General features: G+C 71.1%; 24 protein-coding genes. 9 read left to right on the forward strand and 15 right to left on the reverse strand.

Features of this window, described 5'->3' with window-relative positions; all coding sequences use genetic code 11:
• Nucleotides 1-118: 118 nt before the first annotated feature.
• Nucleotides 119-784 carry a hypothetical protein gene (locus ACIGWZ_RS12835; RefSeq protein ID WP_400063696.1) on the forward strand — a complete coding sequence of 222 codons (666 nt, stop codon included), beginning with the start codon at nt 119-121 and terminating at the stop codon, nt 782-784.
• A 14-nt stretch (nt 785-798) separates the two neighbouring features.
• Here the strand turns inward: ACIGWZ_RS12835 and ACIGWZ_RS12840 are convergent, their stop codons facing one another.
• Nucleotides 799-1212, reverse strand: coding sequence for a hypothetical protein (locus ACIGWZ_RS12840; RefSeq protein WP_400063698.1), 414 nt, complete (start codon nt 1210-1212; stop codon nt 799-801).
• Between the two features lie 151 nt (nt 1213-1363).
• Between ACIGWZ_RS12840 and ACIGWZ_RS12845 the strand changes: the two genes are divergently transcribed.
• Nucleotides 1364-2035 (forward strand): uridine kinase, encoded by a 672-nt coding sequence (locus tag ACIGWZ_RS12845; protein ID WP_400063700.1) that lies wholly within the window; start codon nt 1364-1366, stop codon nt 2033-2035.
• Nucleotides 2036-2256: 221 nt separating this feature from the next.
• Here the strand turns inward: ACIGWZ_RS12845 and ACIGWZ_RS12850 are convergent, their stop codons facing one another.
• On the reverse strand, nt 2257-3060 hold the full coding sequence (locus ACIGWZ_RS12850) for a SigE family RNA polymerase sigma factor (RefSeq protein WP_400063702.1): 804 nt from the start codon (nt 3058-3060) through the stop codon (nt 2257-2259).
• Between the two features lie 225 nt (nt 3061-3285).
• Between ACIGWZ_RS12850 and afsQ1 the strand changes: the two genes are divergently transcribed.
• From afsQ1 to ACIGWZ_RS12875, 5 genes are all read left to right on the forward strand, one after another.
• Nucleotides 3286-3963 carry a two-component system response regulator AfsQ1 gene (gene afsQ1, locus ACIGWZ_RS12855; RefSeq protein ID WP_030066851.1) on the forward strand — a complete coding sequence of 226 codons (678 nt, stop codon included), beginning with the start codon at nt 3286-3288 and terminating at the stop codon, nt 3961-3963.
• Nucleotides 3960-5684, forward strand: a complete 1725-nt coding sequence (locus tag ACIGWZ_RS12860; RefSeq protein WP_400063704.1) for an ATP-binding protein — start codon at nt 3960-3962, stop codon at nt 5682-5684. The genes afsQ1 and ACIGWZ_RS12860 overlap by 4 nt, the downstream gene beginning before the upstream one ends.
• Entirely contained in the window at nt 5681-6313 is a 633-nt protein-coding gene (locus ACIGWZ_RS12865) for a hypothetical protein (protein WP_400063706.1), read from the forward strand. Before ACIGWZ_RS12860 ends, ACIGWZ_RS12865 begins: the two co-directional genes overlap by 4 nt.
• Before the next feature lie 205 nt (nt 6314-6518).
• Nucleotides 6519-7031: a VanZ family protein gene (locus ACIGWZ_RS12870; protein WP_400064426.1), complete on the forward strand. Its 513-nt coding sequence runs from the start codon at nt 6519-6521 to the stop codon at nt 7029-7031.
• A 45-nt stretch (nt 7032-7076) separates the two neighbouring features.
• Nucleotides 7077-7286, forward strand: a complete 210-nt coding sequence (locus tag ACIGWZ_RS12875; protein WP_400063707.1) for a PspC domain-containing protein — start codon at nt 7077-7079, stop codon at nt 7284-7286.
• Nucleotides 7287-7408: 122 nt separating this feature from the next.
• On the opposite strand, the gene ACIGWZ_RS12880 is transcribed toward ACIGWZ_RS12875, so the two are convergent.
• Both ACIGWZ_RS12880 and ACIGWZ_RS12885 read right to left on the reverse strand, forming a co-directional pair.
• Entirely contained in the window at nt 7409-7723 is a 315-nt protein-coding gene (locus ACIGWZ_RS12880) for a hypothetical protein (RefSeq protein WP_400063709.1), read from the reverse strand.
• A 163-nt stretch (nt 7724-7886) separates the two neighbouring features.
• The gene (locus ACIGWZ_RS12885; RefSeq protein WP_400063711.1) at nt 7887-9047 is read right to left on the reverse strand and encodes an adenosine deaminase; all 1161 of its coding nucleotides are present in this window, start codon (nt 9045-9047) and stop codon (nt 7887-7889) included.
• A gap of 103 nt (nt 9048-9150) precedes the next feature.
• On the opposite strand from ACIGWZ_RS12885, the gene ACIGWZ_RS12890 reads away from it, so the two are divergent.
• Entirely contained in the window at nt 9151-9918 is a 768-nt protein-coding gene (locus tag ACIGWZ_RS12890) for an alpha/beta hydrolase (protein ID WP_400063713.1), read from the forward strand.
• A 161-nt stretch (nt 9919-10079) separates the two neighbouring features.
• Here the strand turns inward: ACIGWZ_RS12890 and ACIGWZ_RS12895 are convergent, their stop codons facing one another.
• Nucleotides 10080-11075 carry a LysR family transcriptional regulator gene (locus ACIGWZ_RS12895; RefSeq protein ID WP_400063714.1) on the reverse strand — a complete coding sequence of 332 codons (996 nt, stop codon included), beginning with the start codon at nt 11073-11075 and terminating at the stop codon, nt 10080-10082.
• Between the two features lie 62 nt (nt 11076-11137).
• Here ACIGWZ_RS12895 and ACIGWZ_RS12900 point away from each other — a divergent pair, with 62 nt between their 5' ends.
• On the forward strand, nt 11138-12460 hold the full coding sequence (locus ACIGWZ_RS12900; protein ID WP_400063716.1) for an MFS transporter: 1323 nt from the start codon (nt 11138-11140) through the stop codon (nt 12458-12460).
• Nucleotides 12461-12625: 165 nt separating this feature from the next.
• On the opposite strand, the gene ACIGWZ_RS12905 is transcribed toward ACIGWZ_RS12900, so the two are convergent.
• The 10 genes from ACIGWZ_RS12905 to ACIGWZ_RS12950 form a co-directional block, all read right to left on the reverse strand.
• On the reverse strand, nt 12626-13666 hold the full coding sequence (locus tag ACIGWZ_RS12905) for a hypothetical protein (RefSeq protein ID WP_400063718.1): 1041 nt from the start codon (nt 13664-13666) through the stop codon (nt 12626-12628).
• Between the two features lie 311 nt (nt 13667-13977).
• On the reverse strand, nt 13978-15255 hold the full coding sequence (locus tag ACIGWZ_RS12910) for a thymidine phosphorylase (RefSeq protein WP_400063720.1): 1278 nt from the start codon (nt 15253-15255) through the stop codon (nt 13978-13980).
• 89 nt (nt 15256-15344) lie between these two features.
• Nucleotides 15345-15740: a cytidine deaminase gene (locus ACIGWZ_RS12915; protein WP_400063722.1), complete on the reverse strand. Its 396-nt coding sequence runs from the start codon at nt 15738-15740 to the stop codon at nt 15345-15347.
• Nucleotides 15737-17029, reverse strand: a complete 1293-nt coding sequence (locus ACIGWZ_RS12920; RefSeq protein WP_400063724.1) for an ABC transporter permease — start codon at nt 17027-17029, stop codon at nt 15737-15739. Before ACIGWZ_RS12920 ends, ACIGWZ_RS12915 begins: the two co-directional genes overlap by 4 nt.
• Nucleotides 17026-18144 (reverse strand): ABC transporter permease, encoded by a 1119-nt coding sequence (locus ACIGWZ_RS12925; protein WP_400063726.1) that lies wholly within the window; start codon nt 18142-18144, stop codon nt 17026-17028. The genes ACIGWZ_RS12920 and ACIGWZ_RS12925 overlap by 4 nt, the downstream gene beginning before the upstream one ends.
• A complete protein-coding gene (locus ACIGWZ_RS12930; protein ID WP_400064428.1) occupies nt 18141-19757 on the reverse strand; it encodes an ABC transporter ATP-binding protein in 1617 nt (538 codons plus the stop codon). The genes ACIGWZ_RS12925 and ACIGWZ_RS12930 overlap by 4 nt, the downstream gene beginning before the upstream one ends.
• Before the next feature lie 189 nt (nt 19758-19946).
• Nucleotides 19947-20984: a BMP family protein gene (locus ACIGWZ_RS12935; RefSeq protein WP_400063728.1), complete on the reverse strand. Its 1038-nt coding sequence runs from the start codon at nt 20982-20984 to the stop codon at nt 19947-19949.
• Between the two features lie 141 nt (nt 20985-21125).
• Nucleotides 21126-22340 (reverse strand): amidohydrolase, encoded by a 1215-nt coding sequence (locus ACIGWZ_RS12940; protein ID WP_400064430.1) that lies wholly within the window; start codon nt 22338-22340, stop codon nt 21126-21128.
• A 153-nt stretch (nt 22341-22493) separates the two neighbouring features.
• The gene (locus ACIGWZ_RS12945) at nt 22494-23711 is read right to left on the reverse strand and encodes a hypothetical protein (protein ID WP_400063730.1); all 1218 of its coding nucleotides are present in this window, start codon (nt 23709-23711) and stop codon (nt 22494-22496) included.
• 25 nt (nt 23712-23736) lie between these two features.
• Nucleotides 23737-24678, reverse strand: coding sequence for an N-acetylneuraminate synthase family protein (locus ACIGWZ_RS12950; protein WP_400063732.1), 942 nt, complete (start codon nt 24676-24678; stop codon nt 23737-23739).
• Nucleotides 24679-24710 lie beyond the last annotated feature (32 nt).

The following is a 24710-nucleotide window of genomic DNA, read 5'->3' on the forward strand; positions in this document are numbered from 1 at the left end:
GGAAGGGACCCCGTCGCCGTACCACGCCACCGCCGGACGCCGCCGGACGCGGGCGATACGATCATGAAATCGACAGGGGCACGACAATCGGTTGGCGATCGCCGGGGAGCGGCAAAGGATGAAGCAGGACTACCGGGACGGCTTCCGCGGCCTGCTGCGGCCCGATGAAACGCTGGTCAGGGCCTGCGACTTCTACCCCAACCCGGCGCTGCCCGCCGTCCCGGCCGAACTGCGGATGCCCGCCCCGCCCACCCGGCCCGGCCGGCTGGAGGAGCGGGCCCGCGACGTCCTCGGCGCCGTCACCGGTGCCCTCGCCCGGCCGCTCGACGCGTTCTCGCGCAGCCGGTGGGTCGACAACCGCCTCACCCGCGCCGTGGGCCGTGCCGCCGACGCCGTGGAGGAGGCGCGGGACACGGCCGAGGACGCCGCGGACTCCGCCGTCGAACGCGCCCTGTGGGGCCAGGTCTTCGAGGGCGGCTGGCAGAGCATGGCCGGGCGGTTCCGCGTACACCTCGCGCACGCCGGCGACCCGGTGGGCCTTCAGGCGATCACCGACCAGCGGTACATCGTGGCGCTCGACCGCAACGAGGACCGGCGCGCGCCGCAGTGGGTCGTCGCGGTGGACGTGCCCCGCCGGAACATCGCCCGGTTCCGGCCCCGCCCGGGAGCCGTCGCCGCCCGAGGGCGTTTCGACCTCGTCTTCACCGACGGGTCCTGGATCGCCCTGGGCAGCGCGCTGCGCCGGCACATGGAGCTCTTCGTGGACGCCTGCGAAGGCCGCTGACCGCCGGGCGCGGCTCAGCCGGGCAGCACCCGCGTCGCGGTGCCCACCAGCGGCAGGTCCTTCAGCGCGCCGCCGCGCGACAGGGTGCCGGTGACCATGGTCGTGCTGACCGGCTTGAAGTCGGCGACCTGGGTGCCGACGGCGTTGGCCAGCGGGTCGACGGGGGTGTTGGCCAGCGGGTTGATCTGAAGTCTCTTGATCGCGCCGGTGGCGCCGGCGACGTTCCTCCACAGGGGGGAGGCCGGCCGGTGCGCGACGGCGGCGTCGGCGCCGTGGTCGGGCTTGGCGACGGGCGCGGTCGCGGGCTCCGCGCCGGCCGCGGCCGAACTGCCCGCCGCGAGCGCGGCGCCGGCCGCGGAGACCGTCAGGGCGGCGCGCAGCAGGGTGCGGGGGATGCGGCTGGACTGGGGACGTGCGTGCGAGGCCATCTGGTGTGCCACCTGACTGCGGAATCCGCGCTTGCGAAGCGTAATCGATCGACTGCATAAAGTAATTGACGGTGTGCCGTTGGATCCACCTCACGGTCCGTCTCGTACGGCGGGGTACTTCCAACGGCCCAATGCCCGACAATGGGTACCCGTGAGCTCTCAGTCGCCCGCCCGGCCACCCGTCCGCGTCGTCCTGCTGACCGGCCCCTCGGGGTCCGGCAAGACGTCCTTGGCCGCCCTGACCGGCCTGCCCGTCCTCAACCTCGACGACTTCTACAAGGAGGCCACGGACCCGACGCTGCCGCAGCTGCCCCACGGCGGCGGCGCCGACTGGGACTCGCCGCTGTCCTGGGACGCCGAGGCCGCGATCGATGCGATCGACGCGCTGTGCCGTACGGGGCGAACGCCCGTCCCCGTGTACGACATCGCCGCCAGCGCCCGGGTCGGGGAGTCCCGGCTCGCTCTCGACGGCGCCCCGTTGTTCATCGCGGAGGGCATCTTCGCGGCCGATGTCATAGCGGGCTGCCGCGAGGCGGGGCTGCTCGCCGACGCGCTGTGCCTGCGCGGCCGGCCCACCACGACCTTCCGCCGGCGGCTGGCCCGGGACCTGCGCGAGGGCCGTAAGTCGGCGCTGTATCTGGTGCGTCGCGGCCTGCGGCTGTTGCGCAACGAACGCTCGGTCGTCGCGCGGCACTGCGCCCTGGGCGCCCACCCGTGCGCCAAGCCGGAGGCGCTGGCCCGCATTTCGGCGGCGCGCGCGGAAGCGCCCCCCTGTGACGAGAGCCTGGGCGAGGACGCGATCGGCGAGGCCGTCCGCTCCTGATCCCGGCGCGCGGGGCGGGTGGCGGAACGGCGGAAGCGGGCTCGGGCAGACCCCCCGGCCGCCCGAACCCGCTTCCTTTCCCCGTATCCCCCTGTTTCCCCCGTATCCCCCGATACGCCCGGCCTCGGCGGAATGCTCCGCCTCGGCCGGTTTCCCCCGTATCCCCCGTACCCCGTTCCCCTCGGGCACGTCCCCCGTTTTCCCCCGGTTTCCCCCCGCCCTCAGGCCACCAGCTCGCCGAAGGACTCCTCCTCGTCACGGCCGAAGCTGAGGACCTCGTCCTCGCGCAGCCGGCGCAGGGAGCGCCAGATGCTCGACTTCACCGTGCCGACACTGATGTTGAGAATGTCCGCGATCTCGGGGTCCGTACGGCCCTCGTAGTAGCGCAGCACCAGCATGGTGCGCTGCGCCTCGGGCAGCCGGACCAGTGCCTGCCACAGGACGGCGCGCAGCTCCGTGCCGCGCATGGCGTCCACGTCGCCGGCCGTCTCGGGCAGTTCCTCGGTCGGGTATTCGTTGAGCTTGCGGCGGCGCCAGGCGCTGATGTGCAGGTTGGTCATGGTGCGCCGCAGATAGCCGCCGAGCGCCGCCTTGTCGCTGATCCGGTCCCACGCCCGGTAGGTGGAGAACAGTGCGCTCTGCAGCAGGTCCTCGGCCTCGTAGCGGTCGCCGGTCAGGTGGTAGGCGGTGGCGTACAGGGAGGCGCGGCGCTCCTGGACGTAGGCGGTGAAGGCCGCTTCGGCCTCGGCCGCCTCCGACGCGGAGCGCCGTTCCCCCGTCCCCTCCCTGTACTCCGTTCCCCCGTGCGGTCCCCCGTCGGTCTCCCCGTGGCCCGTGTTTCCCCCGTTGGGCCTGGGGATCTCCACCGATGTCGCGTCGATGGCCACCATGTAAGGCGGCCGCTGACGCCCGGTGCCGCGAGCGCACCCCCGCCCGCTCACGGCACCGGACTTCTCCCCGGCCCGTACGACGTCGTGGAGCCGCGTGATAACTGCGCTGGAAGTGGTGCCGTGCAGTGTGTTCATCTCGCGCCCCCCGTCGTTGAGCCAGCTCGTTCGGTGTGTCCCGGGTGTTGATCTCTCCCGGTGCCCAAAAGACTGCCAACGCAGTTTCATCGCGGTGTCCGCCGACTGTCACAGCCCTGTCACAGGCGCCGGTGGGGCACGGCGCGGGGCCACCACGCGCCGGGGGCGCATATGAGAGGGGGCCACCGGTCGATCTCCCGGCGTTCCATGGGCCAGAATGACCGGGTGCCTTTCCTGTTGCTGATCGAGGACGACGACGCCATCCGCACGGCCCTCGAACTCTCGCTGTCGCGCCAAGGTCACCGTGTGGTGACCGCGGCGTCGGGCGAGGACGGCCTGAAACTGCTGCGCGAGCAGCGCCCGGACCTGATCGTGCTGGATGTGATGCTGCCGGGCATCGACGGTTTCGAGGTGTGCCGGCGGATCAGGCGTACGGACCAGCTGCCCATCATCCTGCTCACCGCGCGCAACGACGACATCGACGTCGTGGTGGGGCTGGAGTCCGGCGCGGACGACTATGTCGTCAAGCCGGTGCAGGGGCGGGTGCTGGACGCCCGCATCCGTGCCGTACTGCGCCGCGGGGAGCGGGAGTCCAGCGATTCGGCGACCTTCGGCTCGCTGGTGATCGACCGCTCGGCGATGACGGTCACCAAGAACGGCGAGGATCTGCAACTGACGCCGACCGAGCTGCGGTTGCTGCTGGAGCTGAGCCGCCGGCCCGGACAGGCGCTGTCGCGGCAGCAGTTGCTGCGGCTGGTGTGGGAGCACGACTACCTGGGCGATTCGCGGCTGGTGGACGCCTGTGTCCAGCGGCTGCGCGCGAAGGTGGAGGACGTGCCGTCCTCGCCGACCCTGATCCGTACGGTCCGCGGAGTCGGGTACCGGCTGGACTCCCCGCAGTGACGGAACGCCCCACGGAGAGCGGCACCGACGACACGACCGGGGACACCCCGGCGGCCGGGCCCGGCGGCCGGCCCGCGCGGCTGCTGCGGCGCGCCTCCGGGCTGCTGCGCTGGACGAGCCTGCGGCTGCGGCTGGTCGTCGTCTTCGCGCTGGTGGCGCTGACCGCCGCGGTCTCCGCGTCCGGCATCGCCTACTGGCTCAACCGCAACACGGTGCTGGACCGTACGCAGAACGCCGTGCTGAAGGATTTCCGCAAGTCGCTGGAGGACAGCACGCGGTCGCTGCCGCCGCGGCCACGGTGCTCCGAACTCCAGGACGCGGCGCGGCAGATAGCCGGCGGGCCGCAGAACTACACCGTGCTGCTGATCGGCACGGACCGGGAGGGCAAGGCCTGCGCGGCCACCACGGACAAGGATCTGCTGACGCTCAAGAGCGTGCCGAAGGCGCTGCGTACGGCGGTCAACGAGGTGCGTCCGGTCGATGAGTCCAATCGCTATGCGCACCACCTGTACTGGCAGCGCCAGGAGATCGGGGACGTTCCCTATCTGGTCGCCGGGGCGAAGGTGATCGGCGGCGGCCCGACCGGCTACATGATGAAGTCGCTGGCCGCCGAGCGGCAGGACCTCAACTCGCTGGCCTGGTCGCTGGGGATCGCCACCGCGCTGGCGCTGGTGGGTTCGGCGCTGCTGGCGCAGGCCGCCGCGACGACGGTGCTGCGGCCCGTACAGCGGCTGGGGTACGCGGCGCGCCAGCTGGGCGAGGGGCGGCTGGACACCCGGCTGCGGGTGACCGGTACGGACGAACTCGCCGATCTCTCCCGGACGTTCAACCGTACGGCGGAGCGACTGGAGCAGCGGGTCGAGGAGCTGAGCGCGCGGGAGGCGTCCTCGCGGCGGTTCGTCGCCGACATGTCGCACGAGCTCCGTACGCCCCTGACGGCGATCACCGCGGTCTCGGAGGTGCTGGAGGAGGAGGCCGACTCCCTCGATCCGATGATCGCGCCCGCGGTGCAGCTGGTGGTCAGCGAGACCCGGCGGCTGAACGACCTGGTGGAGAACCTGATGGAGGTCACCCGCTTCGACGCGGGCACGGCCCGGCTGGTGCTGGACGATGTCGATGTCGCGGACCAGGTGACGGCGTGCATCGACGCGCGGGCCTGGCTGGACGCGGTCGATCTGGATGCGGACCGCGGCATCGTGGCCCGGCTGGACCCGCGGCGCCTCGATGTGATCCTGGCGAATCTGATCGGCAATGCCCTCAAGCACGGCGGGTCGCCGGTGCGGGTGTCGGTGCACACCGAACACCCCGAGCACGCCGAACACCCCGAACTCACCGGGGACATCGCGGATATCGCGGATATCGAGAGCATCGAGGACATCGAGGCGACGGGGGAAGCGGGAACCGGGGGCGGGGAGCTGGTGATCCGGGTACGGGATCACGGTCCCGGCATCCCCGAGGAGGTGCTGCCGCACGTCTTCGACCGCTTCTACAAGGCGAGCGCGTCCCGGCCGCGGTCGGAGGGCAGCGGTCTGGGCCTGTCCATCGCGATGGAGAACGCACATATCCACGGCGGGGAGATCACGGCCGCCAATCGGCCGGAGGGCGGCGCGGTCTTCACGCTGCGGCTGCCGATGGACGCGTCCCGGCTGACGGACGGCGGGCCGGGCGAGGGCCGCAAGGACGGCGGAACGGCCGGCGGCAGCGCGGAGGGGAATCGATGAGGCGGCTCAGGTGGCTCTCGCGTGCCGGGCGCACCGCCACGGTGGCGGTGGTGGCACTGGCCGCCGCGGGCTGCGGCATCCGCGGTACGTCGGTTCCGGTGGACGCCGGGGGCGCGCCGTCGCGGGTGAGCTGCAAGGCCCCCGCCCGGGACACGGAGTCGGCCGCTCCCGGTCGTCTTCAGGTCGCCGTCTATCTGGTGTGCAGTTCGACGCTGGCCCAGGTGGAGCGGTCCGTGCCGCCGCCCAAGGGCGCGACGGCGGCCGCCACGCGGCTGGCCGCGGCGCGGGCGCTGCTGGACGAGCTGCGCCACCGGCCCTCGCCGGCGGAGGACGAGGCCGGGTTCAGCAGCGCGGTGCCCGAGGACCTGAGGGTGACCGGCCCGCGCGCGGGCGATCCCGCGGATGCGCTGCGGCTGAGCATCCCGCCGGACGATCTGCCGTCCTTCGCGCTGGCACAGCTGGTGTGCTCCTACGGAGCGGCCCCGGCCCTGGGCCGGGCGCATGCGGCGGTGCTCGGCGGACCCGGCAAGGACACACCGCACCGCTACGACTGCTCCGCCGATGTGCTCGCCAACCCGGACACCGCACAGAACGCGGGCTGGGGCGACCCGCTGTCCGAGGACGACTGAGTTACGGGGTCCCGGCCGGGTACGGGGGCCGGGGGCCCGGGCCGCGCTGGCGGTGACGGTGGCGGTGGCGGCCAAGTCCGACACCGGGCCCCCGGGGGCGGTCATCCGGCCAAGACGGGCGCAACAGGGCGGAACCGCGGCTCCCGCTACCGGCGTCCTGGCCTGTGTGCAGCGTCATGGTTGCGGCGACACCGCCGCCCTCCGTATGCGCGCCACCGGACTTCTGCTCCTGGTGGCGCATCTGCTGGTTGTCGGCTGGCTGACGCTGCGGCCACGTACGGTGCCATGGGTGCCCGCGCCCAATGTCGAGCCGCTGGCGTCGATCAGCGCCGAGCTGGCCCACGGCCCCTGGCACGCGGTGCAGAGCCTGGGCGGCCAGGTGCTGCTGCTGGCGCCGCTGGGGGTGCTGCTCCCGATGGCGGCCGGGCGGCTCCATGTGTCGCCGCTGGTGTCCCTGGCGCGTACCGTCTTCGCCGGCGCGATGATCGCGCTGGCCATCGAGCTGTTGCAGGCCGGGGTGCCGGGGCAGGTCGCGGACGTCGACTCGGTGCTGCTGAACACGCTGGGGGTGGCGCTGGCCCACCTGGTGGTCGTACCTGGGGCCCGGTACCGGCTCCGCCGCCGGGAGGAGCGTCTCAGGGATGCGACCCCGAAGATCTCCAGGGTCGGAGTAGCCCCGCAGGCTGACGTTCTCTTCGGCAGCCGGACCTACCTTTGAGACATCGGGGCAAACGCCCCACCGAGTCGTAAAGGAGCCGCCGTCATGGCCGCCGCATTGGTCCGCCCCCGCAACAACCGAATGATCGCCGGAGTGTGCGCGGGGCTGGCCCGTCGCTTCGGTACCACCCCGACGACGATGCGCGTGATCTTCCTGCTGTCGTGCCTGCTGCCCGGCCCGCAGTTCCTCGTCTACCTGGCGCTGTGGATATTCCTCCCCGCGGAGGACAGGGCCACCGACGCCGCCGCCTGGTAACCGGGCGCCCGCCACGGCCGGGCGACGGACAAGGGTCGTGCACGAGGCGGTGCCCCGGCGCCTACGCAGTGCGTACGCGCCGGGGCACCGCCCGGGGCCGATGACCACTCAGCCGTTGGTGCTCAGCGGACGCTCTTGGTCAGCGGGAGCTTGGCCGGGAGCTTGCCGGCGACACCGGTGACGGTGCTGAGCGGCAGACCGCCCACCATGTTGCCGCTCGTCTTGATGGGGTTCTTGATGTCGCCGTCGGCCGGCTTGACGGCGTGCGTGGCCCCCGACACGGTCTCGGTGGCCTGCTTGACCGGCAGCTTGTTCAGCAGACCGGCGGCGTCGGCTGCGTTCACCGACGGAGCCGCGGAGGCGGTGCCCGCGGCGGCGACGGCGAAGGCGGCACCGAGCGCGGCGGCACCGAGAGTCTTGATGGTTCCCTGCTTCATCGAATTACGTCCTCGTGATGGGGGTTTGTGATGGGGGCTTGACCGGCAAATCAACCTAGTGACGTGATTACCGCCGCCGCAAACACCAGCCGCCGAAGAAAAACGGCCGGTGGACATCCACCGGCCGTTCCGCTATATCGCGCGCCATGGCGCCCGATTCGTCTTACTCAGCGTGAGAACCCCTGCTCGCGCCGGTAGTTGTGTCCGCCTGACGAAACAGCCATTCGGCCCGCAGCGCCGCGTATCCGGGCTTGATGACGTCGTTGATCATGGCCAGACGTTCATCGAAAGGAATGAATGCTGATTTCATCGCATTGACTGTAAACCACTGCATGTCATCGAGCGTGTATCGGAATGTCTTGACCAGGTGCTCGAATTCGCGGGTCATGGACGTCCCGCTCATCAGCCGGTTGTCGGTGTTGACGGTGAGCCGGAACTGCAGGCGGCGCAGCAGGCCGATGGGGTGCTCGGCGTAGGAGGGGGCGGCGCCGGTCTGGAGGTTGGAGGTGGGGCACATCTCCAGCGGGATGCGCTTGTCGCGTACGTACGAGGCGAGCCGGCCCAGCTTGACCGAGCCGTCGTCGTCGACCTCGATGTCGTCGATGATGCGGACGCCGTGGCCGAGGCGGTCGGCGCCGCACCACTGGAGCGCCTGCCAGATGGAGGGCAGGCCGAAGGCCTCGCCGGCGTGGATGGTGAAGTGGTTGTTCTCCCGCTTGAGGTACTCGAAGGCGTCGAGGTGGCGGGTGGGCGGGAAGCCCGCCTCGGCGCCCGCGATGTCGAAGCCGACGACGCCGAAGTCGCGGTAGCGGTTGGCGAGTTCGGCGATCTCCAGGGCGCGGGCGGCATGCCGCATGGCGGTCAGCAGGGCGCCGACACGGATGCGGTGGCCGTTCTCCCGGGCCCGCCGCTCGCCTTCCCGGAAGCCCTCGTTGACGGCCTCGACGACCTCTTCGAGGCTCAGCCCCTTCTCCAGGTGCTGCTCGGGCGCGTACCGGACCTCGGCGTAGACCACGCCGTCCGCGGCCAGGTCCTCGGCGCACTCGGCGGCCACCCGGGTCAGTGCGTCGCGGGTCTGCATGACGGCGCAGGTGTGCGCGAAGGTCTCCAGATAGCGCTCCAGCGAGCCGGAGTCGGCCGCCTCGCGGAACCAGATCCCCAGCTTCTCGGGATCGGCTTCGGGGAGGCCGTCATAGCCGGTCTCGCGGGCGAGGTCGACGATGGTGCCGGGACGCAGCCCGCCGTCGAGGTGATCGTGGAGCAGCACCTTGGGTGCGCGGCCGATCTGTTCACTGGTCGGGAGGTTGGTGGTCTCGCTCGTCATTTTCGCACTCTAGCCCCTACGCGCGTAGATCTCACCGAACGATACGTAACAGTGACCCGTACACGGGGTGGCCGACACCCCACCTTCTGCCATCGTTCTGGTCATGGCTCAGCAAGCGCTGCCGGTGCGCGAGGCCCGGCTGGGAAAACCGCGCGGAACGGCCGGGGCGGACCGGACCGTCAACGGCGTCGCCCTCTTACTGCCCGAAGGGGGGCCGACCGGGGTGCGGCGCCCCTCGCCGATCTCGGCGCTGGCGGTCCGCCCGCTCGCGGTCCGGCTGGCGAAGGCGGGCCGCCCCGAAGGCCTGGCCACCCACGTCCTGCGCTATCGCTGCCGGGGCTGGAACGGCGCGTCCGCCCACCCCGCACGGGACGCCACCTGGGCCCTGGAGGAGATCGTCCGCCGCTACGGCGATGTCCCGGTCTGCCTGGTCGGTACGGGCATGGGCGCCCGGGCCGCCCTGCACGCCGCGGGCCACCCGGCCGTCCACTCCGTGCTGGCCATCGCCCCCTGGTTTCCCGACCCCGCCGCCCAGACCACCGCCCCCGATCCGGTGAAACAGCTCATCGGCCGCCAGGTCCTGCTCGTCCACGGCACCAACGACGAACGCACCGACCCCGACCTCTCCTACCGCTACGCCGAACGGGCCAAGAAGGTCAACCGCGACACCTGCCGCTTCGAGGTCCATTCCGACGGCCACTTCCTCCACCAGCACCGCGCCGAAGTCCTCGCCCTCGCCACCGACTTCCTGCTCGGCTCCCTCTTCACCCGCGAGTACGCCCGCCCAGTGACGGACGCCCTGGCCGCGCCCCCGCCGCTGGGCCTGCGGATGCCGCTGGCGGCGGGGTTCGGGGCATCGCTGCGGCACTGAAGCCGCAAGGGACGACGGGACGGCGCCGAGAGCGACGGTCGAGGCGTGGCGGGCCGGGATCCCTGCGCCGGAATCCTCGGCCGGGGCGACGGTAGGGCGCACCGTGCGCCGCGTCGGCAGCCCCGGCGCCCGCTCACGGCGGCAGCGACACCCGCGCCCGCTCACCGCGGCAGCAGCACGCCCCGCCGGCTCAGCAGGAACTTCTTGAACGCGGCCACCGGCGGCGTGTCCGGGTGGCCGTCCAGCCAGGCCACGCCGATCTCGCGCACCGCGCGCGGCGCCGTCACCGTCAGTTCGGCGACACCGGGCCGCGGCACCGCGGGCGGCGGCAGCAGCGCCACGCCCAGCCCGGCCGCCACCAGGCCGCGCAGCGTCTCCGCCTCCTCCCCCTCGAACGCGACCCGCGGCGTGAACCCCGCCTCGGCACACAACGCATCGGTGATCCGGCGCAGCCCGTACCCCGGCTCCAGGGTCACGAACAGCTCGCCCGCCGCCTCCGCCAGCCGGATCCGCTTACGACCGGCGAGCGGATGGTCGTCCGGGACGACGAGGCGGAGCTTCTGCTCGTCGAGGCGGCGGGCGACCAGGTCCGGGTAGTCCGGCACCGGCGAGGTCAGGCAGAGGTCGAGATCGCCGGCCCGCAGCCGCTCGATCATCGCCTCGCCGTAGTTCTGGACGAGCTGGAAACGGACCCGCGGATGGTCGGCGCGGAAGGTGCGGATGAGGCCGGGGACCGTCTCGGGGCCGAGGGTGTGCAGAAAGCCGAAGGCGATCTTGCCGGCGGTGGGGTCGGCGTCGGCGCGTACGGAGTCGGTGGCGCGCTCCAGCTCCGTCAACGCCCGCTCGGTGGAGGCGAGAAAGGCCCGCCCGGCCGGGGTGAGCGAGAGGGTGCGGCCGTGCCGGGCGAAGAGTGCGACGCCGAGGTCCTCCTCCAGCCGGACGAGGGCGCGGCTGAGGGTCGGCTGGGGCATGCCCAGCTCCTGCGCGGCGCGGGTGACGTGCTCGTGCCGGGCCACCGCGGTGAACTGGGCGAGGCGCGGCGCGAGCGCGTACGCCCAGGAATCCGCACCAAGATCAGTGGCCTCCGCCACTTCCGGGATGTCTTTTCTGTTGCGAGGTTGCGACAGAGCGGGTCGTGAACTGGGATCATGCGTCACAGCATTGATTATGCCGTTTCCATGCATTGGACGCATGAAACGCGGCGTCCTACCTTCGAAGCATGCCTCCCGCTGATACCGGGGCGTCCGTCACCACCCGTACGGCCGCCTCTCCCCAGTCGTCCACCGACACTTCTTCCCCCGCAGCCGCCGCCGTCGACCCCGAGTCCGGCAAGCTGCGTCCGGGCGGCCCCGGCTACCGCCGGATGAGCTTCGCCCTCTTCGCCGCCGGAGTCGCCACCTTCGCGCTCCTGTACTCCACGCAGGCGCTGCTGCCGGCGATCTCCAGCGACCTCAACGTCTCGCCGGACCAGGCGAGTTGGACCGTCTCGGCGGCCACGTTCGGCCTGGCGCTCGGCGTGATCCCGCTCAGCGCCGTCTCCGAACGCTTCGGCCGCCGCGCCCTGATGACGGCCTCCCTCTCCATCGCGGCGCTGATCGCGATGCTGATCCCCTTCGCCCCCTCCCTCGGCGTGCTGATCGCGCTGCGCGGCGTGCAGGGTGTCGCGCTGGCCGGTCTGCCGGCCTCGGCGATGGCCTTCCTGGCCGAGGAGGTACGGGCCAAGGCGCTGGTGGCGGCCATCGGACTGTTTGTGGCGGGCAACAGCATCGGCGGGATGTCCGGCCGGATCGTGACCGGCTGGGTCGCTCAGGCCTGGGGCTGGCGGGCCGCGCTCGGCGCGGTCGGTCTGATGGCCGTGGTGTGCGCGGTGGCGTTCCGGCTGCTGGTGCCCAAGGCCCGGCACTTCGTGTCCCGTTCGGTCGGCCCGCGGGCGCTGGCCCGTACCCTCGGCGGCCACCTGGCCAACCCGCTGCTGCGGCGCCTGTACGGCATCGGCGCCCTCTTCATGACGGTCTTCGGCGCGGTGTACACCGTCGTCGGCTACCGCCTCACCTCCGAGCCGTTCAACCTCCCGCAGGGCATCGTCGGCTCGATCTTCATCGTCTACCTGGTCGGTACGGTCTCCTCGGCCGCGGCGGGCACGCTGGTCGCCCGGATGGGCCGCCGCGGCGCCCTCTACCTGGCCGTCGGCGCGACCTCCATCGGCCTGCTCCTCTCCCTGGCCGACTCGGTCGCCGCGGTCCTGGCGGGCCTGATCCTGATCACCGCGGGCTTCTTCGCGGGCCACGCGGTCGCCTCCTCGGCGGTCAGCCGCACCGCCAAGACGGCTCGCGCCCAGGCCTCGGCCCTCTACCAGTGCTCCTACTACGTCGGCAGCAGCCTGGGCGGCGCACTGGGCGCCGCGGCCTTCCACGCGGCGGGCTGGGAGGGCACCGTCGCCCTCGGCCTGGTGGCGATGGTCGGCGCGGCGTCGATCACGCTGTACGCGACGCGCAAGGCGGTCGTCGAGCGCCGACACCTCCGACTGGCCAAGGCGGCATAGCCGCACCCGCAAGCCGGAGGGGCCGCCTCGCCACCTGTCCTGGCGGGGCGGCCCCTTCGTCGTACGCACCTGCGGCCGTCGGGTCGGTCCGGCCCGACGGATGCGGTGTCGGTGGCCGCGGCGAGGTCGCCGTCCGTGCGGTCGCGGTCCCCCACGTACCCGGACTCAGAACGACACGGTGAGGGAGATGGCGACGATGTTGACGACGAGGTACAAGCCCGTCGCGAGGGCGAAAATGCGGTTGTTGAAGCGCCGCGCCGCCGTTCGGGCCATGGGATCGGTCAACAGCTTCATGATGTAGGTGGTGTTGGCGACACCGATCAGTACGTAGAGCAGGCTCATGAAGTGGATCTCTTCGACCAGCGTCACGTTCAGGAAGGTGCCCATCGCCTCGTCGACCGCCCGCAAGTTGAGCATGATCGTGAAGAGCGCGGCACCGAGAATCCCGAGCCGTGCCACCATGGCGACCTCGTTGTCCTTCGACCAGATCAGAAACGAGATCAGGGCGACCAGGAAAGCCACATATACCGGCAGGATCTGCTTGCCGAAATTCGTGATGTCCTCTCGGGTGAGCTGGAACTCGATCACCAGCTGGGAGTAGCGACTGCTGCCTCCTTGCTTGAGCCGGGGATCGCCGAAGTTCGTCTTGTAGGGCGCGTCCACGACACCGATCCGGAATTGCGTGATCTTGAAGTCGTCGGGATGGATCCTGGGGTTGTACGTGGAGTTCTTCACATCCGCCCGGTAGACGAACCGCGACTCGTCCAGCTCGTTTTCCTCAACCTGGATCCGGATGACCTGTTTGTCGAACGGAAAGTCCGTCAGGTCCAAGGTCTGCCGGAAGGTCCCGGACACTTTGACCTGCGTCCAGTACGCGTTGTCCACCTTCTCGCTGGAAGGCTCGGTCAGCGCCGTCCTCGTCGCGTTGGTGAACTCGAGACGCTGGACAGCGGCGAGATCCTTGCGTGGGCATACGCTCCACAGCCACAGGTCCGCGTTCACGGTGCGCCTGACCGGATCCACCGCGTAGAGGTCGGTGACGTAAGCCCCGACGCTGCAACTGGGCACGGCCGCAGCGGCGGGCGTGGCGATGATCAGCGTGCTCAGCACCGCGGCGGCCGCTGCGAGCAGGACACCCGCTCCCGACCGGAGCCCGGCCAGGAAGCCACGTCGGCCGTCCGCTGGCCCGCCATACGCATGGGGCATACCCGCGAGCCTCCAAGAACACCAGCGGGAGCAGCAGGAACTGCCCCAGGGGAGCGTTTCCACGCGGGACCATAACCCGCGGACGAGGCAAGATCGCGATCCTGGCGGCCCACCCCCGCAGACCGGCTCAGGATGCACCCGTTCGGCCCATGCCCAGGGCCGCGGTCTGCTGCTCGACACCCACGACGACGCCTATGCCGACAGCGACGAGGAGGTGATTCCGCCCGGGCCGTCGCCTCGCCCGGCCCGCTCCCTTGGGGGCGGGGGTGGGTGGCGCCCTGCCCCATGAGACCCGGGCGCCACCGTTGGCCTCAGCCGATGCGTTCCAGCACGACCGGCGAGGCGAGGAAGTCCGCGTCCGGCGGTCCGACGAGTACCCCGCCGTCCAGTGCCTCCAGCGCGTACGGGAGCTTTTCCGGCGTGTCCGTGTGGAGGGTGAACAGCGGCTGGCCCGCCGTCACCGCATCGCCCGGCTTGGCGTGCAGTTCCACGCCCCCACCGGCCTGGACCGGGTCCTCCTTGCGGGCGCGGCCGGCGCCCAGGCGCCAGGCGGCGAGGCCGACGGCGTAGGCGTCGAGGGTGGTGAGGGTGCCCGTGGCGGAGGCCGTGACGGTGTGCTGTTCGCGGGCGACGGGGAGGGGGGCGTCGGGGTCGCCGCCCTGGGCGGTGATCATGCGGCGCCAGTGGTCCATGGCGGAGCCGTCGGCCAGGGCCTTGGCGGGGTCGGCGTCCGGCAGGCCCGCCGCGTCGAGCATTTCGCGGGCCAGGGCGAGGGTCAGTTCCACCACATCGGCGGGGCCGCCGCCGGCCAGGACCTCGACGGATTCGCGGACTTCGAGGGCGTTGCCGGCCGTGCGGCCGAGGGGGGTGGCCATGTCGGTGAGCAGGGCCGTGGTCCGTACGCCGTGGTCGGTGCCCAACTCGACCATGGTGGCGGCCAGTTCGCGGGCGTCGTCGAGGTGCTTCATGAAGGCGCCGGAGCCGACCTTGACGTCCAGGACGAGGGAGCCGGTCCCTTCGGCGATCTTCTTGGACATGATGGAGGAGGCGATGAGCGGGATGGACTCGACGGTGCCGGTGACGTCGCGGAGCGCATAGAGCTTCTTGTCGGCGGGGGCGAGGCCGTCGCCGGCCGCGCAGATGACGGAGCCGACGGAGTGCAGGACGTCCAGCATCTCGGCGTTGCTCAGCGATGCGCGCCAGCCGGGGATCGACTCCAGCTTGTCCAGCGTCCCTCCCGTGTGGCCGAGGCCGCGGCCGGAGAGCTGGGGGACGGCCGCGCCGCAGGCGGCGACGAGGGGGGCGAGGGGGAGGGTGATCTTGTCGCCGACGCCACCGGTGGAGTGCTTGTCGGCGGTGGGGCGGGAGAGGGAGGAGAAGTCCATGCGCTCGCCGGAGGCGATCATGGCGGCGGTCCAGCGGGCGATCTCCGTGCGGTTCATGCCGTTGAGGAAGATGGCCATGGCCAGGGACGACATCTGTTCGTGGGCGACCTCGCCGCGGGTGTAGGCGTCGATGACCCAGTCGATCTGATCGGGGGTCAGCTCGCCGCGGTCGCGCTTGGTGCGGATGACGGAGATGACGTCCATGGACGGTTCCTTTCGAACGGGTAGCCCCCGTTCTACACGCATAGACACGGGGGTGGCCAGACCGGACGGGGTCCGGCCACCCCCGTGCGTCAGGGGGCCAGGTGGCCGGGCCCGAAGGCGTCGGGCAGAAGGTCGGACAGCGGGCGGATGCCGGCCGCGGTGTCGACCAGCAGCTCGGGGCCGCCGTGTTCGTACAGGAGCTGGCGGCAGCGCCCGCACGGGACGAGCAGCGCGCCGTCGCCGTCGACGCAGGTGAAGGCGGTCAGCCTCCCGCCGCCGCCCGCGAACAGGGCGGAGACCAGGCCGCATTCGGCGCACAGCGCCAGGCCGTACGAGGCGTTCTCGACGTTGCAGCCGGTGATGGTGCGGCCGTCGTCCACGAGGGCGGCGGCACCGACGGGGTAGCCGGAGTACGGGGCGTAGGCCCGGGACATCGCGTCCCGGGCCTGCCGCCGCAGCGACTCCCAGTCGGGAGCTTCGCTCACTTGCCCTGGCCCCTTCGGTAGATCTTGCCGATGGCCTTCGGGGGCCGCAGCCGCTGGGCGGCCAGCGCGAGCACCAGCAGCGTGGTGAGGTACGGCGCGACGCTGACGATCTCCAGCGCGACCGTGTCGGTGGTGGTGTACCAGAGGGCGAGCAGCGCGGCGCAGACCAGGCTGATCACGGCCTGGGTGCGGTATCCGGTGCGCAGCTTCCACACCGCGAGGCCCACCAGCAGTACGGCGAGCAGGAGCAGCAGCGCATGGACGGTGGGGCCGCCACCGCGCAGCTGGAGCGCGTCCATGAAGCCGAACAGGCCGGCGCCCATGGCGACGCCGCCCGGCCGCCAGTTGCCGAAGATCATGGTGGCGAGGCCGATGTAGCCGCGCCCGCCGGTCTGGCCGTCCTGGTAGATGTGCACGTAGATCGCGAGGAACGCGCCGCCGAGCCCGGCCAGCGCACCGGAGGCGACCACCGCCGCGTACTTGTAGCGGTAGACGTTGACGCCGAGCGATTCGGCCGCGATCGGGCCCTCGCCGCAGGAGCGCAGCCGCAGCCCGAAGGAGGTGCGCCACAGGACGAAGAAGGTCAGCACGAAGATGCCGACGGTCAGCAGGGTCAGCCAGGAGACGTTGGTGACCAGGGAGCCGCAGATACCGGCCGCGTCGGAGATCAGGAACCAGTGGTGCTGCTCGATGGAGTAGAGCCAGTCGGACAGGCCGGGAACGGTGAACGTCGGCATGTCGGACATCGGTGGCGACTGCTTGTCGTTGCCGCCGGCGGCCGCGGCCGCGCTGCCGTCCGCGCCGAACCACAGCTTGGCGAGGAACTGGGTCAGGCCGAGCGCCATGATGTTGATGGCGACGCCGGAGACGATGTGGTCGACGCCGAAGGTGACGGTGGCGAGGGCGTGCAGCAGTCCGCCGAGCGCGCCGCCGAGGACGCCGGCCAGGGCCGCGGCCCAGGGACCGTGCTGCCAGCCGACCGCGCCGGCGGAGAAGGCGCCGAGCATCATCATGCCTTCGAGGCCGATGTTGATGACGCCGGAGCGCTCGGCCCACAGGCCGCCGAGACCGGCCAGGCCGATCGGCACGGCGGCGTTGAGCGCCGCGGTGTACTGGCCGGATTCGGTCAGGTTGTTGGCGCCGGTGATGATCCGCAGCAGGGACAGCAGGATCAGGCTGCCCGCGATGAGCAGCAGGATCTTGGGGTAGGTGAGCTTGATCCTGGGGGGCTTGGGCTTGTGCTTGCCGCCGGTGCTCTCCGCGACCGGGGCCGTGAGGTTCGTGCTCACGAGGACACCTCCGCCTTGTCGGTCTTGCGGGCCTGGGCGGCGAGCTCCTCGCCGACCTTCCGCTGCTGGAGTCTGAGGCCGTAGCGGCGCACGAGTTCGTAGGCGATGACGACGCAGAGCACGATGACGCCCTGCATCACGCCGACGATCTCCTGCTCGTAGTCCTCGAATTCGAGCTGGGTGCCGGTGCGTTCGAGGAAGCCCCACAGCAGCGCGCCGGCCGCCATGCCGAGCGGGTGGTTACGGCCGAGCAGCGCGATGGCGATGCCGGTGAAGCCGATGCCGATGGGGAAGTCGGTGCCGTAGTTGTACGAGACGCCGAGCAGCGTCGGCATGCCGATCAGGCCGGCCGCGGCGCCGGACAGCAGCATGGAGGTGACGATCATGCGCTTGACGTGGACGCCGCTGGCCTCGGCCGCCGGCTCGGACTGGCCGACCGTCCGCAGGTCGAAGCCGAAGCGGGTGCGGTTGAGGAGGAACCAGTACACGAAGCCGACGACGACGGCGATGACGAGGAAGCCGTCGAGAGGCTTGGGCTGGGTGGGGATGGTGAAGAAGTGGCTGGAGGCCGGCAGGTTGGGCGTGTGGAAGAGGTTGCCGTCCTTCTGCGCGAGGCGGCCTTCCTGGAGGAAGTAGCCGATGACCGCGGCCGCGATGGCGTTCAGCATGATCGTGGTGATCACTTCGCTGACGCCGCGGGTGGTCTTCAGCAGACCCGCGATTCCCGCCCAGACCGAGCCGACCAGCATCGCGACGATGATGATCAGCGGGATCTGCAGATAGCCGGGGAGCGTCAGCGCGCCGCCGACCACCGCGGCGAAGAACGCCGCGATGCGGTACTGGCCGTCGACGCCGATGTTGAAGAGGTTCATCCGGAAGCCGATGGCGACGGCCAGCGCGGACAGGTAGTACGGAACCGCCTTGTTGATGATCCAGACCTGGCTGTCGCTCTTGGAGCCGAAGTCGGCCATCACGAGGTAGGCGTGGATCGGGTCCTTGCCGGTGGCCAGGATGATCACCGAGGTGATGACGAGGGCCGCCACGATGGCGAGGAGGGGTGCGGCGATCCCGAGGATCACCTTGTTCTTGTCGAATCCGGCAAACTTCTTCTTCACTCGGACTCACCCTCCTGCGTACGGCCCTCGGCGGAGCCGTCCTCCGACGCGGACAGGTGGCCGGTAGCGGCGCCGGTCATGGCCGAGCCCAACTCCTCCGGGGTGATGGTGGCGGGGTCCGCGTCCGCGACCAGACGGCCGCGGTACATGACCCGCAGGGTGTCGGACAGGCCGATCAGCTCGTCCAGGTCGGCCGAGATCAGCAGCACGGCCAGTCCTTCGCGGCGCGCCTCGCGGATCTGGTCCCAGATCTGCGCCTGGGCGCCGACGTCCACGCCCCGGGTGGGGTGCGCGGCGATCAGCAGCTTGGGGTGGTGGCTCATCTCGCGGCCGACGATCAGCTTCTGCTGATTGCCGCCGGAGAGCGAGGCCGCGGTGACCTCGATGCCGGGGGTACGCACGTCGTATTCGCGCACGATCCGCTCGGTGTCGGCGCGCGCGGCCTTCAGATCCAGCAACCGGCCCTTGGCGTTGGGCTTTTCGGTGACATGCCCCAGGATGCGGTTCTCCCACAGGGGGGCCTCGAGCAGCAGGGCGTGGCGGTGGCGGTCCTCGGGGATGTAGCCGATGCCGTCCTCGCGCCGGGTGCGGGTGGGCGCATGGCTGATGTCGATGCCGTCCAGCACGACGGCGCCGCCGTCGGGGTCGCGCATGCCCATGATGGCCTCGACCAGTTCGGCCTGGCCGTTGCCCTCCACGCCTGCGATGCCCAGGACTTCGCCCTTGCGGATGGTCAGCGACACCTCGTCCAGGACGGTGCGCGCCACTCCCTCCGCGTCGGTGGCGACCAGCGCCAGCCCGTGAACCTTCAGCATCTCCACGTCGGTGACGGTGGACTCGCGGGTCTGCGGCGACGGCAGCTCGCTGCCGACCATCAGCTCGGCGAGCTGCTTGGGCGTGGTCTCGCTGGGGACGACGGAGGCGACGGTGGTGCCGCGCCGGATGACGGTGATGTCGTCGGCGACCGAGAGGACCTCGCCCAGCTTGTGGGAGATGAAGATGACGGTCAGGCCCTCGGCCTTGAGCTCCCGCAGATTGTCGAAGAGCGCGTCGACCTCCTGTGGGACCAGGACCGCCGTCGGCTCGTCGAGGATGAGGGTGCGGGCGCCGCGGTAGAGGACCTTGAGGATCTCCACGCGCTGGCGGTCGGCGACGCCGAGGTCCTCGACGAGAACGTCGGGGCGGACGCCGAGGCCGTAGCGGTCGGAGATCTTGAGGATCTCGGCGCGGGCCTTGCCGCTGATGCCGTGCAGTTTCTCGCCGCCGAGAACGACGTTCTCCAGGACGGTGAGGTTGTCGGCGAGCATGAAGTGCTGGTGCACCATGCCGATGCCGCGGGCGATGGCGTCGGCCGGGCTGTGGAAGCTGACCTGTTCGCCGTCGATGCCGATGGTGCCCTCGTCCGGCTTCTGCATGCCGTAGAGGATCTTCATCAGCGTGGACTTGCCCGCGCCGTTCTCGCCGACGAGCGCGTGCACGGTGCCGCGGCGGATGGTGATGTCGATGTCGTGGTTGGCGACAACGCCCGGGAACCGCTTGGTGATCCCGCGGAGTTCCACCGCGGGTGCTGCGGCGGGGGCGCTGTCTGCCTGGGAGCTGCTGGACGCTTTGATGGCGCACTCTCCTCGGGGGACAGGGAGTGGTAAGGAGGAGCGGGGAGGTGACGATATCGCGCCAACTCCCGCGCTACGCGCGTAGTGTCGGCGCCAAAAAAAGCCGGCCGGGCCGCCGGGTTGCTGTTGATCCGGCGTACGGGCCCGGCGCGGCGGCTCGATGGCCGCCGGGCCGGGCCCTTACGAGCCCTACTGCTTGGCGGGGGTGTCGCTGACCTTCACCTGACCCGAGGCGATCTTCTTCTTCGCCGCGTCGAGCTTGGCCTGGATGTCGTCGATGAAGCCGCCCGAGGTGGACAGCCGCACGCCGTTGTCCTTGAGCGTGTAGCTCTTGTTGCCGGTCAGCGGCTTCTTGTCCTTGACGCTCTTGACCAGGTCGAAGACCGCCACGTCGACGTTCTTCATCACCGAGGTGAGGATCGACTTCTTGTACTGGGCCAGACCCGGCTGCAGGTACTGGTCGGAGTCGACGCCGATCGCCCAGGTGCCCTTCTTGCCGGCGACGGTCTCGATCGAGCCGTTGCCGGACTGGCCGGCCGCGGTGTAGATGACGTCGATGCCGGCGTCGAGCATGCCCTTGGCCTTGCCCTTGGCGGCGGCCGGGTCGTTGAAGCCCTTGTCGTCGTTGGCGTAGAGGTACTCGGAGGTGATCTTCGCCTTGGAGTCGGTGTCCCGGACGCCCTGCTCGAAGCCGGCCTGGAACTTCTGGATCAGCGCGTTGTTCACGCCACCGATGAAGCCGACCTTGTGGGTCTTGCTCTTCAGCGCGGCGGCGACACCGGCGAGGTAGGAGGCCTCGTTCTCGGCGAAGACCATGCCGTAGACGTTCTTGGCCTCGGAGGCGGAGTCGACGACGCCGAACGTGGTGTCCGGGTAGTCCTTGGCGACCTTGTTGACGGACTTGCCGTAGTTGAAGCCGACGCCGATGACGGGGTTGTAGCCGGCCTCGGCCAGCGAGGACAGCCGCTGCTCGCGGTCCGCCTCGGTCTCGCCATTCTTGGCGGTCATCATCTTGGCCTTCACGCCGAGGTCCTTCTCGGCCTTGTCCACACCTCGGGCCGCCGCCTCGTTGAACGAGTGGTCGTCCCGGCCGCCGACATCGAAGGCGAGTCCGACGCCCTTGTTCTTGCCCCCGGACTCGGTGGACGATTCACCGCACGCGCTCAGCGAGACGGTGAGGGCCGCGGTGGCGATGCCCGCGGCAACGATCTTGGATACCCGGCGCACGTGGGGCCCCTTCGACTCTTAGCGCCTCCGTCGGCGCTGATTCCGCGGCATCGTAACGCGCGTAGATGCCGGATAAAGGGGAGGTCCGAAGCCGTTATCGGATCGTCGCGAACGGGAGCCGACGGCCGGAACTACCTCAGGTTACGAGCGGCCACCGTCCAGTAGCGCCGCGGCGGTGAAGAGCTCCACGCCGACCTTGATCGCCTGCTCGTCCACGTCGAAGTCTCCGCGGTGCAGATCGCGGCGGATCGGGTCGGCGGGCGGGTGGACGCCGAGGCGGGCCATCGCGCCGGGGACGTGCTCGAGGTACCAGGAGAAGTCCTCGCCGCCGAGGGACTGCTCGGTGTCCTCGATGCTGTGCAGGCCTCGGCGGGCGGCCATGGCGTCCTGGAGGAGCTGGGTGCTGGCCGCCTCGTTCACCACGGGCGGGACGCCGCGGACGTAGTGGATCTGGGACTTGGCGCCGTGCAGGGTCGCGGTCTCGTCGATGGCGGCGTGGACCAGGTCGGGGGCCTGGTGCCAGGCGTCGAGGTCGAGGCAGCGGACGGTGCCGGAGAGCTCGGCGTGCTGGGGGATGACGTTGCAGGCGTGGCCGGATTCGAGGCGGCCCCAGGTGACGGCGAGGCCGGCGCGGGCGTCCACGCGGCGGGAGATCAGGGCCGGTACGTCGAGGGCGACCCGGGCGGCGGCGGTGACCATGTCGGTGGTCAGGTGGGGGCGGGCGGTGTGGCCGCCGGGCCCGTCGAGTTCGACCTCCAGGCGGTCGCAGGCCGAGGTGATCGCTCCCGTACGGATGCCGATCCGGCCGGCGTCGACGCGCGGGTCGCAGTGGACGGCGAGGATGCGGCCGACGCCGTCCAGGACGCCCGACTCGATGGCGTCGGTGGCGCCGCCCGGCAGGACCTCTTCCGCGGGCTGGAAGAGCAGGCGTACGGGGCGGGGCAGCCGTTGCTTGCGGGCGAGCTCCGCCAGGACGAGACCGGCACCGAGGACGACGGTGGTGTGCACGTCGTGGCCGCAGGCGTGGGCGCGGCCGGGGACCGTGGAGGCGTGGCCGACGGTCTTGGTGTCCGGGATGGGGAGGGCGTCGATGTCGGCGCGGAGGGCGAGCAGGTCCCCCTCTTCCGCGGCCGGTTCCGTACCGATGTCGCAGATCAGGCCCGTGCCGGTGGTCAGGACGCGGGGCTGCAGCCCGGCCCGTTCGAGGCGTTCCTTGATCACCGCGGTGGTGCGGAGCTCCTGGTTGCCGAGCTCGGGGTGGCGGTGCAGATCGCGGCGGAAGGCGACGAGTTCGGCGAACAGGGCCTCGGGGAGCGTACCGGGGAGCAGGGTGAGGGCGGCGGCATCGGGGGACATCAGTTGGTTCACCCGTTGAAGGTTACGGGGGCGGGTGGGGCAACTGTCCCTGGATCAACAAAAGTTCAGCCCGTCAGGGGACGAAAATCAGCCCGGTTGGTGCATGGACGGTCGACGGGAGGGGTATGAACGTGGGTTTCCTCCGGCGGGCTTTCATCCGGTTGCCAGGGTGCGGGTGAACTGGAGCCGCTGGACGTCGCGGGCGGTACCGGTCACGCCGTCCAGGAATCCCTGGGCGCGGGGCGAGGCTCCGGCCGTGAGCCAGGCGGGGTCGATGTCACAGACCGCGACCTTGACCTCGGTGCCCTGGAGGGCGAGCGGCAGGGTGTGGACGACGGTCGAGGGGAAGCTGAGGATGAGGCGGCCGATGGGGCCGCGGCGGGCGATCAGTTCGAGCGGGAGGTCGGGGCGTACGACCTCCAGGCCGGTCTCGGTGGCGAGGCGGCGGAGCTTGTCGGTGCTCTCGCGGCGGTGCGCGAAGTAGCGGGTGGCGCCGTGGGTCCGGGTGAGTACCCCTACGGCCTCCAGATAGCGGTCGGCGTCGACCACGCCGGTCTCGACCAGCGAGGTGCCGACGAGGTCGGTGCCGCGGGTGAGGCGGGGCGGGCCGAAGCGGGCGCGGGTCCAGGCGAAGTCGTTGGCGGTGACGTGGACGCCGGGCGGCACCTCCACGGGCATGGAGCTGAAGAGGCCGATGGTGCGGCGGCGTCGGCCGCCCTCGGGTGCCGGGGTGAGGCGGCGGCGCGCGGTGGCCGAGAAGGGCGCGAAGATCAGGTCGCGGGCGCCGCGTCCGGTGCCGTGGCGGTGCCAGCGCACCAGCCGTTCGCCGCGGGCCAGTTGGCCGATGAACTCCATGGTGGCGGTGCCGTCGTCGACCACGACGAGGTCGCGCGCCTTGGTGAGCGTGAGGAGGAGTTGCACGTACCGGGAGAACGGGTCGCCCAGGACGACGCGGCGGGCGCGGCGCAGGAGCGGGGTGAGGCCGCCGATGGTGCGCATCGGGGCGGTGGGGCCGCCGCGGGCCTCTTCCCAGCGGACGGTGTGGCCGTCGTCGCGGGCGAGTTCGGCCATCCGGCGCAGCTGGCCGCGGGTCATCGGGTCGTGCGGGGAGAGCACGACGACGGTGAGGGCGGTGGCCTCGGCGGTGTGCGCCCATTCCAGCACGTTCAGCAGCTGTACCGGGCTCTCGACGAAGGCCAGGGTGCCGGTGTCCACGGGTGTCCCGCTTTCCTCGTCCCTACAGGGTGCGGTCCGGTTGCACTGCCGGGGCACCCCGAGGAGACGACGGGCGGGAGTGCCCGTCGTCTCCTGGGGCGGGACCCCGGCGCCGGGCGTGGCGGGCGCGGCGCGGGTCCCTTCCGGTGAGTTCACGATCGGAACTCCTGTCTGCAGGCGGTCAGACGGCGGCCGGCTCGCGGTCGGCGCCGTCCTCGGCCTCGGCCTCGGCGACCACACCGGCGACGCGGCGCAGCTTCTTCATCGGGCCGAGCTCGGACTCGTAGACCTTCTTGACGCCGTCACCGAGGGACTCCTCGATGGTGCGGATGTCGCGGACCAGACGGGTCAGGCCCTGCGGCTCGACGGAGGCGGCCTGGTCGGAGCCCCACATGGCGCGGTCGAGGGTGATGTGGCGCTCGACGAAGGTGGCGCCGAGGGCAACCGCGGCGAGGGTGGTCTGCAGACCGGTCTCGTGGCCGCTGTAGCCGATCGGCACGTTGGGGTACTCCTCCTGCAGGGTGTTGATCATGCGCAGGTTGAGCTCCTCGGCCTTGGCCGGGTAGGTGCTGGTGGCGTGGCAGAGCAGGATGTTGTCGCTGCCCAGGACCTCGACCGCGTGGCGGATCTGCTTGGGGGTCGACATGCCGGTGGAGAGGATCACCGTACGGCCGGTGGCGCGCAGGGCGCGCAGCAGCTCGTCGTCGGTGAGCGAGGCGGAGGCGACCTTGTAGCAGGGCACGTCGAACTTCTCCAGGAAGGCGACGGACTCGACGTCCCAGGGGGAGGCGAACCAGGCGATGCCGCGCTTCTTGCAGTACTCGTCGATGGCGCGGTAGCCGTCCTCGTCGAACTCCACGCGGTGGCGGTAGTCGATGTAGGTCATCCGGCCCCAGGGGGTGTCGCGCTCGATCTCCCACTGGTCGCGCGGGGTGCAGATCTCCGGGGTCCGCTTCTGGAACTTGACGGCGTCGCAGCCGGCGTCGGCGGCGGCGTCGATCAGCGCGAACGCGTTCTCCAGGTCGCCGTTGTGGTTGATGCCGATCTCGCCGGTGACGTAGACGGGGCGGCCGGGGCCGGCCTCGCGGTCGCCGAGGGTGCGGAGGCGGGAGTTGCTGCTCATGGGGAGGATTCCTTCGTGTTGATAAGGGGGTG

This window comes from Streptomyces sp. NPDC053427 (genome assembly GCF_044544985.1).
Taxonomy (GTDB): Bacteria; Actinomycetota; Actinomycetes; order Streptomycetales; family Streptomycetaceae; genus Streptomyces.